Below are 16,257 nucleotides of genomic sequence, written 5' to 3' on the forward strand. Positions count from 1 at the left end.
ACATACTAGTAGGTACAGGAGTATTGATGTTCGACATCGAGGAACGCACCCGAGTGCGTGACGAACTGATCGCCGCGGCCCGCCGTGACGTGGACATCGTCGGCGCCGCTCTTGTCGGGTCGACTGCTCGCGGCACCGAGGATCGCTGGTCGGACCTCGATCTCGTCCTCCAGCTCACCGACGACGTGGACGAACCCGCGGTGGTCGCGCGGTGGACTCGATCGCTCGACGACAGGTTCGGGGTCGCCGACACTCTCGACGTGATCTCGCGCGAGGGCGTGCGCTATCGGGTGTTCCTGCTCGACTCGTCGCTCCAGGTGGACCTGTCGTTCTGGCCCCGCGATCAGTTCCGCGCCACCGAAGACGGCTTCCGGCTCGTCTTCGGCCAAGCCAACGAGCCGACGAGCTCGTCAGGTCCCAGCAGTGCGCAGGCGATCGGAATGGCCTGGCTCTATGCGATCCACGCCCGCTCGGCGATCGCCCGCGGGCGATCGTGGCAAGCCGTCATGATGCTCGACGAGCTTCGCGACCAGATCATCACCTTGCTGTGCCTGCGGTACGGCTTGAATCCCTGGCATGGCCGCGAGGTCGACCGTTTGCCGGCCCACGCGCTGGAGGCGTTGAGTGCCGGCCGGGCGACGTCGGTCGGCTCGACGGAACTCGAACGGTCTCGGCAGGTCCTGGTTCGGCATTACCTGACCGTCGTCGAACATCACGATGCCGAGCGTGCGGCCGCCCTTCGTCGCGCGCTCGAAGAGCCTGTCACCTCTTGCTGAGCCGGATGATCCCCTCGCCGCCCTGCACAGCGACGACGGCGATCACCTGCCGGTTGATCTGATGGACCATCCCCGCGGGCCCGGACACCGCTCCGCCCATCCCGCCGGACGCGGGGGCGAGACCCACCTTCCCGGCCTGGACCGCGACCGAAAGCGGACCGGCGCCGCCGTCGTTGGGGATCTGGTCACCGGTCCGCACCAGGACCTCGCACTCCCCGTCGGAGCAGGCCTTCAGATCCCGTCCGTCCGCCGCGACGAACGGTGTGCCGGACGGGGCCGCCGCCTCCATCATCGGCCCGCTCCCGGCGGAAGGATCCGAACTCGCCGCGGCGAAGATCGGCGTCGGCTCGGCCGTCGCGCAACCGGAGGCGAGCAGCACCACGGGGACCAGGAACAGGCATCTTCGGCGATCGACCATGACCGACGAACGTAGCCGACGGGCGAGCGTCTGGATGCACCCGAATTCCGCAATCCTGCGGCTGTTCGCAGTGCTCGGCGCCGGTCCGACCGGGGGAACCCACCGGACCGGCGCAGCACGTGGTCATGCGGGCACCGAGAGTCCGGAACCTCGGCGAGTAATGACGGCATCCGGCTGCGGGTTGATGCCAGGCCGGTCCGTGAAGGCCTCCTTGAGGGACTCTGGGTCCCTTAAGGAGGCCTTCACGGACTCGAACCGCCACGTTCGCCCACGGACCTCCCTGCCGCTCAGACGTCGGCGCGGGCGATGATCGCCTTGGTGTCCACACCGGACGGAAGCGTCCCGAACGCGACACCCCAGTCGCCGCCCAGCCGCGACGCGCAGAACGCGTCGGCCACCGCCGGCGTCCCGTGCCGCACCAGCAGCGACCCCTGAAGGATCAACGCCATCGACTCGACCAGCCGCCGCGCCCGGTACTCGATGTCCGACAGGTCGGACAGCTCCTTGTGGAGCCTGCCCACCGCGTCGTCCAGCCGCGCGTCGGCGCCGGACGCCTGCTCGACCTCCGCGAAGTACGCCGCCACCGACTCCGGCTGCTTCGCCATCGCCCGCAACGTGTCCAGCGCCGCGACGTTGCCCGAACCCTCCCAGATGGACATGAGCGGAGCCTCGCGGTAGAGCCGCGGCATCCCCGATTCCTCGACGTACCCGTTCCCGCCCAGGCATTCCAACGCCTCCACCGCATGCGACGGACCGCGTTTGCACACCCAGTACTTCGTCACCGCCAGCCCCAGCCGTCGGAACGCCTGCTCGTGCTCGTCGTCGGGCCGGTCGGTGGCCGACGCCAGCCGCATCCCGACCGTCGTCGCCGCCTCGGACTCCACGAGCAGGTCCGCCAGCACGTTGCCCATCAGCGGCTGATCCACCAGATTCGCCCCGAACGCGCGACGATGCCGAGCGTGGTGGACGGCCCGCACGGCGCCGTACCGCATCCCCGACGCGCTCCCGACCGCGCAGTCGAGCCGGGTGTTGTTCACCATCTCGATGATGGTGCGCACCCCGCGGCCCTCCTCGCCGACGAGCCAGCCGATCGCGTCGTCGTACTCGATCTCCGACGACGCGTTGGACCGGTTGCCCAGCTTGTCCTTCAGCCGCTGCAACCGGATCCCGTTGCGCGTGCCGTCCGGCAGGACACGGGGGAGCAGGAAACACGAGAGGCCACCCGGTGCCTGGGCCAGCGTCAGGAACATGTCCGACATCGGCGCCGAGGTGAACCACTTGTGCCCGACGATCACATAGCTTCCATCACCGAGCGGCCGCGCCGTGGTGGTGTTCGCCCGGACGTCGGAACCGCCCTGCTTCTCCGTCATCGACATCCCGGCGATGAGCCCGCGCTTCGAGCTCGGCTCACGCAGCCCGAAGTCGTATTCCGTCGCCGCCAGCAGCGGTTCGTACCGCTCGGAGAGTTCGGGATTGAACCGCAACGCCGGAACCGCTGCGTACGTCATCGAAATCGGGCACGTGTGCCCCGCGTCGACCTGACCCCAGACGTACATCTTCGCCGCCCGCGCCGCGTGCGCGCCCGGCCGGGAATCCCGCCACGGCGCCGCGTGCAGCCCATGCGACACCGCGACGTCCATCAGCTCATGCCAGTACGGATGGAACTCGACCTCGTCGATCCGGTTCCCGACCCGGTCGTGCGTGCGCAGCACCGGCTCGTTCTCGTTGACCAGCCTGCCCCACTCCTGCGCCTGCTCGCTCCCGGCCAGCCTGCCGAGGGCGTGCACCTCGGCCACCGCCCAGCCCGCGTCCGCCCGCTCCAGCCCCTCCAGCAAGGCCGGATCGGCGGCGACGTCGTAGTCCGCCAGCGGCGGCACCTGATTGGTGACCTCATGAGTGCTCGGCATCGGAACCTCCCAAGGAACGCAGGACGAAAGTGCGCAGCCCGGACACCTCGTCCGCACTGCCGGTGGTCAACGGGCCGATCAGCACCTCGGCGGCCGCCCCGACGAGCGCCGCCGCGGTGACCTCCGCGTCCTGAGCGGGCAGCACCCCGGAGCGGACGCCATCGGCCACGTGCTGGGCCACGATGTCGCGGAAAGCGCGCCGGAACACCAGCCGCTCGGCCTCGATCGGCGCGTCGACGGGCTCGGCCAGCAGCGCGTACGCCATCCGCGGGGTCTTCAACGCCCGGCTCGCGAAGGTGTCGAAGACCGCCACGACCCGATCTGCTGGCGTGCCAGGCCGATCCGACACCGCGCGCACCGCCTCGACCTCACGCGTGACGACCTTCCGGAACAACTCCACGACCAGCGCGGCCTTCGTGGGGAAGTGGCGGTACACGCTCCCGACCGCCACCCCCGCCCGCTCCGCGACCGCCGACACGGAGCAGCCCGCGTACCCACGCTCGGCCAGCTGCTCCATGGCGGCAGCGAGGACGGCGTCGCGCTGGGCGTCCAGTCGCTCCTGGACCTTCGGTGTACGGCGATACGGCACTCAAGAAGTGAAGCACCGATTCACACCTTCAGTCAATGCACCTTCGCCAGCCCGTCGACGGCCTTGGCGATGCCCTTCTTGTCATAAGCGCTGATGGGCATCGTCGCCGCATGCGCATGACGGACCACACCCTCCCGGTCGATCAGCACGCTGCCCGACTGCTGCAGCATCTTCTTCGACAGCCCGAAGGCCTCATGCGGTGTGGTGCCCCGGCCGGTGACCACCCGCAGCGACAACCCCCGCTTCGTCCGCCACGCCTTGGCCTCCTCCCGCCCCTCCGGGACGGCGATCAAAACCCGCACGTCCGCGGCCGCGAAGTCGGCGGCACGCCCCACAAGGTCCTTCACATGGCCGTTGCAGACCGGGCAAGTGGTCGAGCGCATGAAGTACAGCAGCACGTTCTCCTTGCCGCGGAACTCCGAAAGCCGGACAACCTGCCCGGTGGTGTCTTCCAAGGCGAGGTCAGGGGCCACGGAACCGATTTCGAGCATGAAAACTCCTCAAAAGAAGATCAGGAAACGGGGTTGTCGAGAACCGAACGGACCGTCGCCCGCGCACGGTGCAGCCGGGACTTCATCGCGGCCGTGCTCAACCCGAGCGCGTCGGCGACCGCCCGGCCCGGATGGCCCTGGATGTCCCGCATGATCAAGACGCGACGCTGATCGGCGGGCAACCCGGCGATCGCCGCGGCCACCCGCTGCGCCTCCAGCCGATCCAACGCGTCGTCCTCCGCCGAGATCACCGCGACGGATCCCGCCAGATCGTCACCGCGCAACGCCCGACGGGCCCGGCGGAGACACTCGTTGCGCACGATCCGGAACATCCACGACGCGAGCGCACCGGTGGCCCGCAGCGTGCCGATCTTGCGATACAGGATGATCAGCGCCTCCTGCGCCGAATCCTCCGCATCCTCCGGCGAAGCACACAACGACCGCGCGAACCGCTGCACATGCGGATGGGAACCCGAGACCAAGGCGGCGATGGCGGACGCGTCCCCACCCTGCGCCGCCACGATCAAGGACTCCCTCGGCCACTCGGCCTCCACGACAACCTCCTCCTCCCGCGCCGAGCTTGTCCCGGCCCCTACAAGAGCCGCGACCCTCGCAAAAGGATTCAGCGGCCTCCACGTGACCCCGCTCACCCCCGCAGGCGCGCCACGAACCCCACGTCACCCGATGGCATGATCGCCGCTATGACATGGACCGCCCCCGAGGTCACCCGCCCGTCCGGCGACACCGCCGCAGACGAGCGAATCCTCCTACCCTCCCTGCTGGCCTGGCACCGCGGCACCTTTCTCCACAAACTCGCCGGCCTCACCGGAGAACAACTCGCCACGGCGTCGGTCCCGCCGTCCAACCTCACCCTCCTCGGCCTCATCCGCCACCTCGCCAAGGTCGAACGCATCTGGTTCCGCCTGCGCTACGCCGCACAGGACATCGAACCCCTCTACGACCCCGCCCTCGGCAAGGACCACGACTTCGAAGCCCTCGACGCCGACAAAGCCGAAGAGGCGTACGACATCCTCCTCGACGAGATCCGCCTGGCCGACGAAGCCGCCGCCGGAGGAACCCTCGACGACACCTTCGACGTCGGCGGGAACCCGTTCTCGCTCCGCATGCTCTACCTCCACATGATCGGCGAATACGCCCGCCACAACGGCCACGCCGACCTCATCCGCGAACGCGTCGACGGCCACAAGGGAGCCTGAACATGGACTACGGATTCATCGGCGCGGGCGAGATCACCGCCGCCATTGTCGAAGGCCTCAGCAAGGACATCGCCGACCCGCCTTCGATCTTCCTCTCACCCCGCAGCCGCAGCGTCGGCCAAGAGCTCTCGGCCCGCTTCGCCAACGTCGAAGTCCGCGGCAGCAACCAAGACGTCGTCGACAGCGCCACGACGATCGTCCTCGCCGTGCGCCCGCCGATCGCCGAAGAAGTCCTCCGAGATCTCACCTTCCAGCCCGGCCACGTCCTGATCAGCGCCCTCGCCGGCGTCCCTCTCGACCGGCTGCGCGACTGGGCCGCCCCCGCGGGCGAGGTCGTCCGGAGCATCCCGCTGCCCCCGGCCGCCCGCCGCCAAAGCCTCACCGCGATGTACCCCGACAACCCCCGGGCACGGGCACTCTTCGACAGCATCGGCGGCAGTGTCGTCCCTGCGGCGGAGAAGGACCTCGACGTCTTCAGCGGCGCCACGGCCACCTTCGCCGCTCACCTCGACTACCTCGCCACCATCGCCGCCTGGATGACCGACCAGGGCATCGAGGACACCACGGCGACCGCCTTCACCAGCCACATCTTCGGCCAGCTCGGCCACTCCCTGCTCCAGCAGAGCGGCGACCTCGAAACCCTCACCGGCAAACACATGACCCCCGGTGGGCTCAACGAGCAATTCCTCACCGACCTGCGCACCAACGGCGTCCCCGACACCGTCCGGCACGCCCTCGACGGCATCCTCACCAGACTGCGAGACAAGTGACCGTCATCGACAAGCTTCGGAAAGCCGGATGCGTCTTCGCCGAAGACGAAGCCCGCCTCCTCACCGAAGAAGCCCGCACCCCGGCCGAACTCGACACCATGGTCCAACGCCGCGTCGACGGCGAACCACTCGAAGTCATCCTCGGCTGGGCCGGGTTCCACGGCCTCCGCATCGCCGTCGAACCCGGCGTCTTCGTGCCACGCCAACGATCCGAACTCCTCGTCCGCCACGCCGTCACCCTCGCCGGACCAGGAGCGGTCGTCCTCGACCTCTGCTGCGGCACCGGAGCACTCGGCGCCGCCATCGCCGCCGAACTCGGCGAAATCCGCCTCTACGCGGCCGACATCGAACCCGCCGCCGTCCGCTGCGCCCGCACCAACATCGCCGAAGCCGGGGGACAGGTCTTCGAAGGCGACCTCTACACACCACTGCCCGCGTCGCTACGAGGCCGCGTCGACATCTTGGTCGTCAACGCCCCATACGTCCCCACCGACGCCATCGCTCTGATGCCGCCCGAAGCCCGCGACCACGAACCCCGCGTCGCACTCGACGGCGGGCACGACGGCGTCGACGTCCACCGCCGCGTCGCCGCCGAAGCTCCACAATGGCTCGCACCAGGCGGGCACCTGCTGATCGAAACCAGCGAAAGCCAGGCCGCGAACACAGCGGAAGCCATGGCGCACAACGGATTGACCCCCGAGGTGATCACCGACGACGAGCTGTACGCGACGATTGTTGTCGGGGCGAAGCGATAGGGTCGCCGCCGTGACCGACTACCTCCAAACCACCCGCACCGCCTACGACACGGTCGCGGCCGACTACGCCGAACTCCTCCGCGACCATCTCGCCGGATCCACCTGGGATCGCGCCGTGCTCGGCGCGTACGCCGAACTCGTCAAGGCCGACGGCGGCGGACGCGTCGCCGAAATCGGCTGCGGCCCCGGCCGCATCACCCAGCACCTCCACGAACTGGGCCTCGACATCCACGGCGTCGACCTCTCCCCGGAGATGGTCGCCGTCGCCCGCAAGTGGTACCCGCACCTGGACTTCCAGATCGGGGAGATGCCCGGTTTGTCCTTTGAGGACGGTGCACTGGCAGGCGTCGTCGCCTGGTACTCGATCATCCACACACCACGGGAGCGCCTGCCGGAGATCTTCGCCGACTTCCACCGGATCCTCGCCACCGGCGGCCACCTGCTGGTCGCCTTCCAGGTAGGCGAAGAAATCCGCCACATCGAGCACGCGTACGGGCACGACATCTCCTGTGACGCGTACCGGCTGGCACCGGAGAAGATCGCCGAGCAGCTGGGGGAGGCCGGGTTCAGCCTGCTCTCCACCCTCGTCCGCGAACCGTCCGAGGAATTCGAGAGCACCCCACAGGCCTACCTGATCGCCCGCAAGCAGTAGGTCAAGGCCGCCGAGCCTCGACGAGCCAGGCGGCCGAGCCGTAGAAAACGCCTCGGCCGGCCTGGTGCTCGGCGAGATCGGCCCGCAACGCCTCGACGGCTCCCGCACGCGTCGTCTCATCCAAATCGCTCAACCGCCCGCCGTGCTGCTCGACGATGAACTCGGCTGCGTCATCGACGTCCTCACCGAAGAACATCGGCTTGTTCACCGCGGTGCACCGCACGTCGGCGTACCCGGCGGAGACCAGCAACCTTCCGATCTCGACTGGGTCGCTGAGCGCGAGATCCGAGGACGGCACCTCACGCCCGGCCGCGAAGATCGTCCGGAACGTGGTGATCCATTCGTTGAGCCGCAACGGCTGCCACGTCAGCAGGACCAGACGGCCACCAGGCCGGGTCGCCCTCGCCAGATTCGAGAACGCGGCCAGGGGAGTACCGAAGAACATCGATCCATGCCTGCTGATCACCACATCGAAACCCGCCTCGGCGAACGGATGGACCTGCGCGTCCACCTGCTCGAAAGAAACGTTGGCCAGACCTTCCTCCACGGCGATCCGGCGAGCGACGCCGAGCATCTCACTGGAAAGATCCACACCGAGCGCGGAACCTGCGGTCGCCAGCCGCGCCGCGTCCCGCGTCGTCTGACCCGCACCGCAGCCGACGTCGAGAACATTGTCAGCAAGCCCGATACCGGCCGCGGCGAAGAACGTGTCGCGATAAGCAGCGACACCGTCGTTGAACCGCTGCGCGCGCTTCGCCCAGAGCGAGCCGTCATCACCGTCCCACGCCTTCAACATCCGCTCGTTGGACGGATCGACACGCACAGCGGTGCTCTCGGACATCGCGGTAACCCCCAGATTCGACTTTCCGGGGACGACCTTAGCGCGACGCCATCAGCGGAACGCGGCGATGTTCCGGGCGGTCCAGTCGGCGAACGACCGCGGATCACGGCCGAGCACGCGCCGGACGTCCGGGCTCACCCGCAGCTCGGCCGGACTCGGGGAACCGATGATGTCCAGCGTGTCGTCCGCGAGCTCCGCCGGCATGCTCCGGGCCATACCCGCCTTGGCCTCCTCACGGGTGAGCTCCTGAAACCGCACCGGCGAGCCCAGAGCACCGGCGAGGACCTCCGCCTGCTCGCGCGGCGTGATCACCTCCGGGCCGGTCAATTCGTACACGCCACCGAGATGCCGGTCATCCACCAGGCAAGCGGCCGCGACCTCCGCGATATCCGCCGGGTCGATGATCGGCAGCCCCGTGTCACCGAACGGCGCGGCGACCACCTGCCGCGAACGGACCGACTCCGCCCACCACAAGGCGTTGGAGGCGAAACCACCCGGCCGCAGGATCGCCCAATCCAAACCGGAGCCCCGCACCACGTCCTCCAGCTCGCGCATCGCGATCCGCGTCGTACCGAACGGCCTGGTCGCCACACCCTGCGAAGAGAGCAGGACAACCCTGCGAACTCCGGCGGCCGCCGCCTGGCCGACGATGTCGGCCGGGTTGGCCCCGGCGGCATGCAAGTCGCCGGAAAGCAGCAGGAACAAGGACTTCGCCCCGGCCAGCGCTTGCTCGAGCCCAGCAGGCTCGGCAAGGTCCGCCACCACATGCCGACCGCCCTGCGGTGCCTCGGCGGGGTGCCGCGACACCGCCGTCACCTGCTGACCCGCCTCGACCAACGCCTGAGTCAACGGCCGGCCGATGTTTCCCGTAGCCCCGGTCACCACGATCATGAACAGCTCCTTCGTTCGATCTTGTTGTGATCACGACGCTAGGAGAGTGGCTTACTTTTGGTAAGGGCATACCTTGAGGTAAGCTCCTGCCATGACAGGAGGCGTGCAGTTCACACCGGCCGACACAAAGCCGCGGTATGAGGTGTTTCACACCGACTGCCCGGCGCGCGAGGTGGTCGACCACGTGACCAGCCGATGGGGGATCTGGGTACTGATCTCCTTGCAGGCCGACGACCTCAGGTTCTACGAGCTACGCGAAAGCATCCGGGGGATCAGCGAGAAGATGCTCGCCCAATCCCTGCGCGCACTCGTTCAAGACGGCCTGATCTGGCGAAAGGTCGAGCCCACGACACCACCCCAGGTCACCTACGGACTGACCGACTTCGGCCGGGACCTCGGCGAGCCGTTAGGGGAGTTGTTCGACCGGATCACTCGACGCCTGGGGCCACGCGAGGCGGAATAGCGTCGGACGACCATCGATCAGGTTCGCCGCAGACTGATGTTGACCATCCAGGTGATCCCGAACTTGTCCACGAGCGCGCCGGCCTCGTCACCCCATACCTGCTTCTCCAGCGGCATGGTCACGGCGCCGCCGACGGACAACTTCTCGAAACAGCCACGGAGTTCGCCGTCGCCACCGAGGTAGACCGCGACGTTGTTGCCAGGGGAGTGAGGCACGTCCTCGACCTGACCATCAACGTCACATGCCATCAGCGTGTATCCGTGCGGGGTGTCGAGCTGCGCGTGCATGACCTTGTCTGCGTTGGGCGAGCCCGGCGAACCGAAGTCCGCGATCGTGCCGATCTCCAGCTTGCCGCCGAGTACCTCCCGGTGGAACTCCATCGCCTGCCGTGCGTTCCCGTTGTACCTGATGTACGGGTTGAGTCGAGATCCCATCTGATTCGATCGCCCTTCATATGAGTGAAGTACGAGCATTCCACCGAATACACGACATCTTGCGTCAGGTATTCGCAGCAAGATGTCGTCTGCGGTGTCGGGATCCGTCAGCAGGTCAGCCAAGCGTCCAACGCCGGACCGGGCGGATTGAGCCGACGAGCCCGGGCTACGTTTTCCTCGTCGTCAGGAACGACCTCGACCAAAACCAGCATGTTCTCGCGAGCTACGCCGACACCGAACAGCCCTTCATCATCCAACCTGCGCAGCGCTGTCTCCATCGCGCGAAGCCGAAGATCGAACTCCGCGTCGGACGCATCGTCGTCGGCAATGTCGAACACCTCCGGCCGAGCGGCGAACATCTCGCGGACCGGCTTCAGGTATTGCTCGCCCACAACCGAAAACGGCGAATCGGCGTAGGAGTAGCGGACGTCCTCGGCGTCCACTCGCTGCGCCAGCGCCTCGCGCGACCACGCCGACAGCGCCGGACCGAATGCCTCGCCAGGCGTGGTCAGCGTGACGTAGTAGAACGTGTGGCCGGGGTTGTCGCGGAACAGGTCCGTGACAACCGCACGAGTGGCCGTGGTCAACGCGTCCGCCAGGTCAGCTTCGGAAGGAATCACGAGGCATCAAACCACACCGACGCGCGCATCCCAACATGCACGGTTTCGCGCGGGGGTCGTGAGTGGCGTTTCGGGTTCTAACCCGAAACGCCACTCACGACCCCCGGCACCGGCCACGCCACCTCAGCCTTACCTCTCAATAGGTGGCGGAGGCTCGCGTAGCGGTGTGCGGTCAGGTCGTCATCTGTTCGCCGAGGCTGCGGGCAAGTTCCGCGAGTTCGTCGTCGGCGATGTCGAGGTAGCCGCGGCCCGGCTCGAAGACCGCGGTCTGCTGCTGGTCGTAGGGCACACCGGGCGGCAGGGGCGCTAGATGCCAGTGGACATGCCGATTGGCTTGCTGGCTACCGAGGGACAGAACGTAGAGGCGTTCAGTGGGGAGCAGGTCGGTGAGTGCGCGGCCCGCGCGGTGCACGACCGACTGGAGGGCAAGGTATTCGTCGGTGGTGAAGTCGCCGACGGCGTGCTCTCGGTGCTCGATCGGAGCGACGAGGAAGTGCCCGCGCACGGACGGGAAGCGACTGGCGAAGACGACCGCATGGTCGTCGCGGTGGGCGATGTGGTGGGGATAGTCGGGATTGCCGGCGAGTAGTTCGCAGATGAAACAAGCGCGGCGGGCTAGGTCGAGGTAGGCGTCGGGCTGCCAAGGCGAACGCGTGGTCACCAGTCTCGTCTACCAGAGCGGATCGTCTTGCGGTCAGACCAGCCACTGACCGGACCGCATCAGGGTCCTGTCGTCGAGCTCGGCGAAGGAGCGCCACGCTTGTAACCGGGTCGGGGTGAGCTGGAGGTAGACGAATCCGGATGCATGCCGCGGGTCAGGACCGCCCCGCAGCAGTGAAGCGAACGGGTCGGCGATGGCCGGATCGATCGCGTCGGGTTCGATGACTTTCATCGTGCCGTCGATCATGACCACGTCGTATGGATGACCGATGGCCGCTCGCGCTCGTGCGGTGGCGGCCACGTTGGTCACCGTTCGGCTGTTCGCGAAGGTCGCGAACGTGAGGACCTCGCCGTTGTGGTGGAACAGGAGCGGAACGAGGTGTGGGCCGTCGGCATCGCCCGTGGCCAACCACGCGGTGGTTTCCGAATGCAGCAGCTCGAGCGCATCGCTCTTGCGTTGTAACGGTTCCCGTGGTGGCTGCATCGTGTCGCCGACAGTGCTCGATGCCGCCATCAGCGGCCTCCGGTCAGCAGTTGGGCGTAGCGAGCGAGGTACAGCGGCCAGCCGGCGTCGCCTCCGACGCCGTCGCTGACAGCTTTCCAGCTCGGTCCGTGGCGATCCAGTTTGCGATGTTCGAGTTCCAGGCGCGTACGCTGCGCGGCTTCGGCGATGAAGCGGACCTCGACCTCGCTTGTGTGCTCATGGTCGCGTTCAATCTGCCATTGGGGGCTGATGTCCCAGCTGAAGACGACGCGATGCGGGGGATCGTAGGCGAGTATTCGGGCCCAGCGGCACTCGCTGCCGTCGACCCCGCGGTCGAAGATGTGACCACCGACGTGGGGCTCGAACACCGTCTCGACGATCTCGACCTGAAGCAGATTGTGCTCGGGTGGCTTGAAGTCGCCGAATCGCTCGGTGAAAACGGTGAAGGCCCGTTCGAGCGGGGCGTTCACGACGACCTCCTTGCGGACCACCGTGCTCGTTGCCTGGGTCATCGCTGATCTCCTTCGGGTTGTTCGACGACGTCCTTGTAGGCGGCCAGCGCGCGGCTCCAAAAAGTGTCGAGCTGATCGCGTAACGCGCCCATGGTGGCCGCATTGAGCTGGTAGATGCGTTTGGTGCCGGCGGGGCGGTCGGTGACCAACCCTGCGCCTTTGAGGGCCTTGAGGTGCTGGGATACCGCCGGCCGGCTGATCGGAAGCTGGTCGGCGAGTTCACGGACGGACCGTGGCCGCTCGGCCAGGCACTCGATGATCGCGCGCCGACTCGGATCCCCGAACGCGTTCCACGCGGCATCCGTGACTCGGTAAGTGTCCACGAACCGTAAGTCTAGACTTACGGAGCATCGGTGGCAATACCGGAGGATGAGCGTCTATGCGGGTTGGGGCGTGGCGGATACAGAGTTCCCAGCGAGTTCGGCGTGCTTGCGGGTGAACCGGCGGCCCGCCGAGCGCGGAGGCGAAGTCCGGTCGGACTGGCGACAGCCTTGGCGATGCGGGGCGCGGGGAAGCCGTAGGGCAGGGGCGAACCTGAGCCGGTTAGCGGTTCCGTGCAGCCAGACAGACCTTACTTGACATAATGTACATTATCGGCACTTTGGCTGACCTGGAGAACTAGGGTCGAGAGGGGTCTCCGGCGGGAGCCGAAAGGGCCCTTCGCTACATGTCACGCAGGGAAGCTCCCTTTGCTGCGGCGGCTGCGGGCATGGCTCCCTTCAGCTCTCTCCGAACTCCAGGCGGTCCTTAGTCCTCCAGGGCAACCCGGAGCACCCCCGGGGATGCAAAACGGATGTCCGATCACCCGGCCTCAATACGTCACTGTGACGAATCAATCCGGATGTCCCGGTCGATGTTGATCAATGGAGGCGCCACCTGGACTCATCTCGCCAGCCTTGCCGCCCTGACGGCCAGGCTGAGGTCTCCGAAGCTCCAAGTGTCATGAGAGGAACTTCGGACGGAAACCGGTCAGGGAAGTCCCACACTGGACGCCCAGTGAGCGGCCGAGCGAACCGAGATCCCCCGCGAGGAGGTTCCGGACCCGTCACTCCGTTTCATGCATAATCACTATTATGCATGAAACGGAATATAACCCAGTGTAAGACTGTCGGTGCCATGCGGTACAAGATGCTCATGAGGGTTTCCGAGGCACAGCAAGCCTTTTTCGCCGCACGTCGTCCCCGTAAGGATTCTCCTCACACCACCGACGCCTACCGCCGCGACCTCGCCGGCATCACCGCTCTTCTGCTCCGCGAGCTAGGCCGCTCCCCTGACGAACTCACCGTCGAGATGCTCACCGCTCAGGCGCTCCGCAACGCCTTCGGTGCCTTCGCGGACACTCACGCGAAGAGTTCCGTGCTGCGCGCGTGGTCGACCTGGAACCAGTTCCTCACCTTCTGCGTGTCCGACGGGCTGCTCGCGGGCAATCCCATGGGCGCGGTCGCGCGCCCGAAGGCGCCTCCGTTGACGCCGAAACCGTTGCGGGGCGAGGAAACCCCGGAGCAGTTGCTCGCGGCCGCCGCCGATGGTTCGCGCCGGACGCGGGATCCGTGGCCGGAGCGGGACGTCCTGGTGATCGCGCTCGGGCTGGTCGCCGGGCTGCGTGCCGCCGAGATGCGGGCGCTGACCGCGCGGTCGCTGGTCGGCCGTCAGGGCGAGATGCGGTTGCACGTCCACGGCAAGGGAAGCCGTGACCGGTCGATCCCGGTCCAGCCGATCATGGAGAAGATCATCGAGGAGTACCTGGCTTCGTGCCGCCGTCGCTTCCCACAGCAGCGGTTCGGGCCCTCCACTCCCCTCCTCCGGGATCGTGCCGGCGAGCCGATCGGCCGCGGCGCGCTCGAGTATCTGGTCAAGTCGTGCTATCGGTGGGCAGGCCTGCACGACCGTGTGCCGGTCGGGGCGAATCTCCACGCGTTGCGGCATACCTTCGCCACCCGGCTGGCCGAGGACGGCGCGACCGCGTCGGAGATCATGGCGTTGCTGGGGCACGCGAGCCTGGCGACCAGTCAGAACTACATCGAGGCGACCGGTCGTGAGCAGCGGGCGGCGGCCGCGAGCAACCGGACGTACCGGGCGTTGGACGGGATCGTGTAGGTCAGCGGAGCTGTTCGAGGTCCTTGGCCGCCTGGGCGATTTCGCCGGCGAGGCCGCGGAGTTCGGCGACGGACGCGCCATCGTCGGCCGCGGTGACGACGTCTTCGGCGGCGCAGCGGAGTTGGAAGAGCCTGTCCTGCAGGGTGGCGATCTCGGTGTCGGAGAGGACGACGGCGTCTTCGGGGAGGCCGCTGCGCTGGAGGGCGGTGCGGCGTTCGTAGGCCCGCTGGCGGCAGGATTGCCCGCAGTAGCGGCGGCGCCTGCCGACGTTGCCGCCTTGTTCGAGCCGTCGGCCGCACCATCCGCAGTGTTTGGGTGCTCCCGCGCGACGTAACTCGGACACCTCTTCGGCGGACGTCTTCGGGTGTTCGGCGACTTCCCTCACGGATCAGACCCTAGCTGGCCATCCGACGATCATGCCGAGGCCACGGCCGAAGTGCACACTAGTGGGGTGCCGACCTTGTTTCCGTACCTCGCCGACCCGCTCCCGCGTGCCTTCGCCCATCGGGGCTGGCATCTCGGTGACCTGGACGGATTGGAGAACTCGCTGCCGGCGTTCCAGCATGCGGTGGCCGAGGGGTATCGCTATCTCGAGACGGATGTGCACGCGACGTCGGACGGTGTGGTGGTCGTGCATCACGATGCCGCGCTGGACCGGACGACCGATGGCGCGGGGTTGATCTCCCGGCAGACGTGGGCGCAGTTGCGGAACGTCAAGGTCGGCGGTCGCGCGCCGTTGTCGCGGCTGGAGGACGTCCTCGAGGAGTTGCCGGAGGCGCGGTTCAACATCGACGTGAAGTCGAACGAGGCGGTGGCGCCCTTCGTGCGGGCGATCGAGCGGACCGGTGCGCACGACCGGGTCGCGGCCGCGTCGTTCTCCGACGCGCGGCTCGCGCGGATCCGGAAGCTGGCTGGGCCGAAGCTGGTGACGGCGATGGGGCCGCGTTCGGTGGCGGTGATGTGGGCGAACGGGTTTTTGCCGCTGGTCTCGCTTCGGGCGTTGTCGCGGGGTGCGATGGCGCAGGTGCCGGTGCGGCAGGGGCGGTTGAAGGTGGTGGACCGGGCGTTCCTGCGGCAGGCGACGCGTGGGGGTTTCGAGGTGCACACGTGGACGGTGGACGATCCGGCGGAGATGCGGCTGCTGCTGGATCTGGGGGTGCACGGGATCGTGACGGACCGGCCGGATCTGCTGCGTGAGGTGCTTCGGGAACGCGGCGCTTGGCCCTCCTGACGACCCGCAATTCGTCATCTACTTGCGTTCACCGGCGCAAGTAGATGACGAATTGCGGATGGTGTGGCGCTACCGGGGTGGTTTGCCGTTCCAGGCGGCGTCCCAGGTCTTGGGTCCGAGGCGGCCTGAGTCGTTGATGCCGTTGGCTCGCTGGAGGGCGAGGACGGCTTCGCGGGTTTTGTCGTAGTAGCAGCCTGTGCCGGTGAAGCCGTAGCCGAAGGCGTTCATGCGGAGCTGGAACTGCTTGAGCGGGGCGGCGCAGTCTCCGTAGGCGTAGACGACGCCGGGCCAGGCGGGTTGGGGGCCGCCGGGCGGGGCGGGGGGGGGGGGGGTTTGGTTTGGGGGGGGGGGGGGGGGGGGTGGGCTTGGTTTGGGGGGGGGGGGGGGGGGGGGGTTGTCCCCCCCCGCCGATGTAGGCGGAGTCGTCGTAGGACGGGACGCGTTTGCTG

General features: G+C 67.7%; 23 protein-coding genes. 8 read left to right on the top strand and 15 right to left on the bottom strand.

Annotated features, from left to right (window positions below; all coding sequences use genetic code 11):
* Positions 1–26 precede the first annotated feature (26 nt).
* Complete coding sequence (locus DL991_RS30745) at positions 27–776, top strand: nucleotidyltransferase domain-containing protein (protein ID WP_125787856.1); 750 nt, start codon at positions 27–29, stop codon at positions 774–776.
* Here the strand turns inward: DL991_RS30745 and DL991_RS30750 are convergent.
* From DL991_RS30750 to DL991_RS30770, 5 genes are all read right to left on the bottom strand, one after another.
* Entirely contained in the window at positions 763–1,194 is a 432-nt protein-coding gene (locus tag DL991_RS30750; protein WP_125787857.1) for a hypothetical protein, read from the bottom strand. The genes DL991_RS30745 and DL991_RS30750 overlap by 14 nt on opposite strands.
* A gap of 287 nt (positions 1,195–1,481) precedes the next feature.
* Complete coding sequence (locus DL991_RS30755; protein WP_125787858.1) at positions 1,482–3,101, bottom strand: acyl-CoA dehydrogenase family protein; 1,620 nt, start codon at positions 3,099–3,101, stop codon at positions 1,482–1,484.
* On the bottom strand, positions 3,085–3,690 hold the full coding sequence (locus tag DL991_RS30760) for a TetR/AcrR family transcriptional regulator (RefSeq protein WP_125787859.1): 606 nt from the start codon (positions 3,688–3,690) through the stop codon (positions 3,085–3,087). Before DL991_RS30760 ends, DL991_RS30755 begins: the two co-directional genes overlap by 17 nt.
* Positions 3,691–3,722: 32 nt before the next feature.
* Complete coding sequence (locus DL991_RS30765; protein ID WP_125787860.1) at positions 3,723–4,181, bottom strand: peroxiredoxin; 459 nt, start codon at positions 4,179–4,181, stop codon at positions 3,723–3,725.
* Positions 4,182–4,201: 20 nt separating this feature from the next.
* Positions 4,202–4,735, bottom strand: coding sequence for an RNA polymerase sigma factor (locus DL991_RS30770; RefSeq protein WP_125787861.1), 534 nt, complete (start codon positions 4,733–4,735; stop codon positions 4,202–4,204).
* Between the two features lie 147 nt (positions 4,736–4,882).
* Here DL991_RS30770 and DL991_RS30775 point away from each other — a divergent pair, with 147 nt between their 5' ends.
* From DL991_RS30775 to DL991_RS30790, 4 genes are read left to right on the top strand one after another with little or no spacing between them, the layout of a single operon-like run.
* Entirely contained in the window at positions 4,883–5,398 is a 516-nt protein-coding gene (locus DL991_RS30775; protein ID WP_233599072.1) for a DinB family protein, read from the top strand.
* Between the two features lie 2 nt (positions 5,399–5,400).
* The gene (locus DL991_RS30780; protein ID WP_125787863.1) at positions 5,401–6,168 is read left to right on the top strand and encodes an NAD(P)-binding domain-containing protein; all 768 of its coding nucleotides are present in this window, start codon (positions 5,401–5,403) and stop codon (positions 6,166–6,168) included.
* Positions 6,165–6,923 carry a putative protein N(5)-glutamine methyltransferase gene (locus tag DL991_RS30785; RefSeq protein WP_125787864.1) on the top strand — a complete coding sequence of 253 codons (759 nt, stop codon included), beginning with the start codon at positions 6,165–6,167 and terminating at the stop codon, positions 6,921–6,923. Before DL991_RS30780 ends, DL991_RS30785 begins: the two co-directional genes overlap by 4 nt.
* Before the next feature lie 10 nt (positions 6,924–6,933).
* Positions 6,934–7,575: a class I SAM-dependent methyltransferase gene (locus tag DL991_RS30790; RefSeq protein ID WP_125787865.1), complete on the top strand. Its 642-nt coding sequence runs from the start codon at positions 6,934–6,936 to the stop codon at positions 7,573–7,575.
* A gap of 1 nt (position 7,576) precedes the next feature.
* Here the strand turns inward: DL991_RS30790 and DL991_RS30795 are convergent, their stop codons facing one another.
* Positions 7,577–8,416, bottom strand: coding sequence for a class I SAM-dependent methyltransferase (locus DL991_RS30795; RefSeq protein ID WP_125787866.1), 840 nt, complete (start codon positions 8,414–8,416; stop codon positions 7,577–7,579).
* A gap of 51 nt (positions 8,417–8,467) precedes the next feature.
* Positions 8,468–9,307, bottom strand: a complete 840-nt coding sequence (locus tag DL991_RS30800; protein ID WP_125787867.1) for an SDR family oxidoreductase — start codon at positions 9,305–9,307, stop codon at positions 8,468–8,470.
* Between the two features lie 91 nt (positions 9,308–9,398).
* Here DL991_RS30800 and DL991_RS30805 point away from each other — a divergent pair, with 91 nt between their 5' ends.
* Positions 9,399–9,770 (top strand): helix-turn-helix domain-containing protein, encoded by a 372-nt coding sequence (locus DL991_RS30805; RefSeq protein ID WP_125787868.1) that lies wholly within the window; start codon positions 9,399–9,401, stop codon positions 9,768–9,770.
* Between the two features lie 17 nt (positions 9,771–9,787).
* On the opposite strand, the gene DL991_RS30810 is transcribed toward DL991_RS30805, so the two are convergent.
* From DL991_RS30810 to DL991_RS30835, 6 genes are all read right to left on the bottom strand, one after another.
* Entirely contained in the window at positions 9,788–10,204 is a 417-nt protein-coding gene (locus DL991_RS30810) for a VOC family protein (protein ID WP_125787869.1), read from the bottom strand.
* A 107-nt stretch (positions 10,205–10,311) separates the two neighbouring features.
* Positions 10,312–10,824, bottom strand: coding sequence for a DUF4303 domain-containing protein (locus DL991_RS30815; RefSeq protein ID WP_125787870.1), 513 nt, complete (start codon positions 10,822–10,824; stop codon positions 10,312–10,314).
* 172 nt (positions 10,825–10,996) lie between these two features.
* A complete protein-coding gene (locus DL991_RS30820; RefSeq protein ID WP_125787871.1) occupies positions 10,997–11,485 on the bottom strand; it encodes an HIT family protein in 489 nt (162 codons plus the stop codon).
* Positions 11,486–11,518: 33 nt separating this feature from the next.
* Complete coding sequence (locus DL991_RS30825; RefSeq protein WP_125787872.1) at positions 11,519–11,998, bottom strand: pyridoxamine 5'-phosphate oxidase family protein; 480 nt, start codon at positions 11,996–11,998, stop codon at positions 11,519–11,521.
* Positions 11,998–12,480 (bottom strand): SRPBCC family protein, encoded by a 483-nt coding sequence (locus DL991_RS30830; protein ID WP_125787873.1) that lies wholly within the window; start codon positions 12,478–12,480, stop codon positions 11,998–12,000. The genes DL991_RS30825 and DL991_RS30830 overlap by 1 nt, the downstream gene beginning before the upstream one ends.
* Entirely contained in the window at positions 12,477–12,803 is a 327-nt protein-coding gene (locus tag DL991_RS30835; RefSeq protein WP_125787874.1) for a helix-turn-helix transcriptional regulator, read from the bottom strand. The genes DL991_RS30830 and DL991_RS30835 overlap by 4 nt, the downstream gene beginning before the upstream one ends.
* A gap of 793 nt (positions 12,804–13,596) precedes the next feature.
* Between DL991_RS30835 and DL991_RS30840 the strand changes: the two genes are divergently transcribed.
* Positions 13,597–14,577, top strand: a complete 981-nt coding sequence (locus DL991_RS30840; protein ID WP_125787875.1) for a tyrosine-type recombinase/integrase — start codon at positions 13,597–13,599, stop codon at positions 14,575–14,577.
* Between the two features lies 1 nt (position 14,578).
* Here DL991_RS30840 and DL991_RS30845 read toward each other — a convergent pair whose 3' ends face one another.
* Positions 14,579–14,962, bottom strand: coding sequence for a hypothetical protein (locus tag DL991_RS30845; protein ID WP_034320669.1), 384 nt, complete (start codon positions 14,960–14,962; stop codon positions 14,579–14,581).
* A gap of 66 nt (positions 14,963–15,028) precedes the next feature.
* Between DL991_RS30845 and DL991_RS30850 the strand changes: the two genes are divergently transcribed.
* Positions 15,029–15,808: a glycerophosphodiester phosphodiesterase gene (locus DL991_RS30850; RefSeq protein ID WP_125787876.1), complete on the top strand. Its 780-nt coding sequence runs from the start codon at positions 15,029–15,031 to the stop codon at positions 15,806–15,808.
* 69 nt (positions 15,809–15,877) lie between these two features.
* Here the strand turns inward: DL991_RS30850 and DL991_RS44075 are convergent, their stop codons facing one another.
* On the bottom strand, positions 15,878–16,036 hold the full coding sequence (locus tag DL991_RS44075; protein ID WP_370308263.1) for a peptidoglycan-binding protein: 159 nt from the start codon (positions 16,034–16,036) through the stop codon (positions 15,878–15,880).
* Positions 16,037–16,257: the final 221 nt, after the last annotated feature.

The organism is Amycolatopsis sp. WAC 01375 (assembly GCF_003947325.1).
Lineage (GTDB): Bacteria > Actinomycetota > Actinomycetes > Mycobacteriales > Pseudonocardiaceae > Amycolatopsis.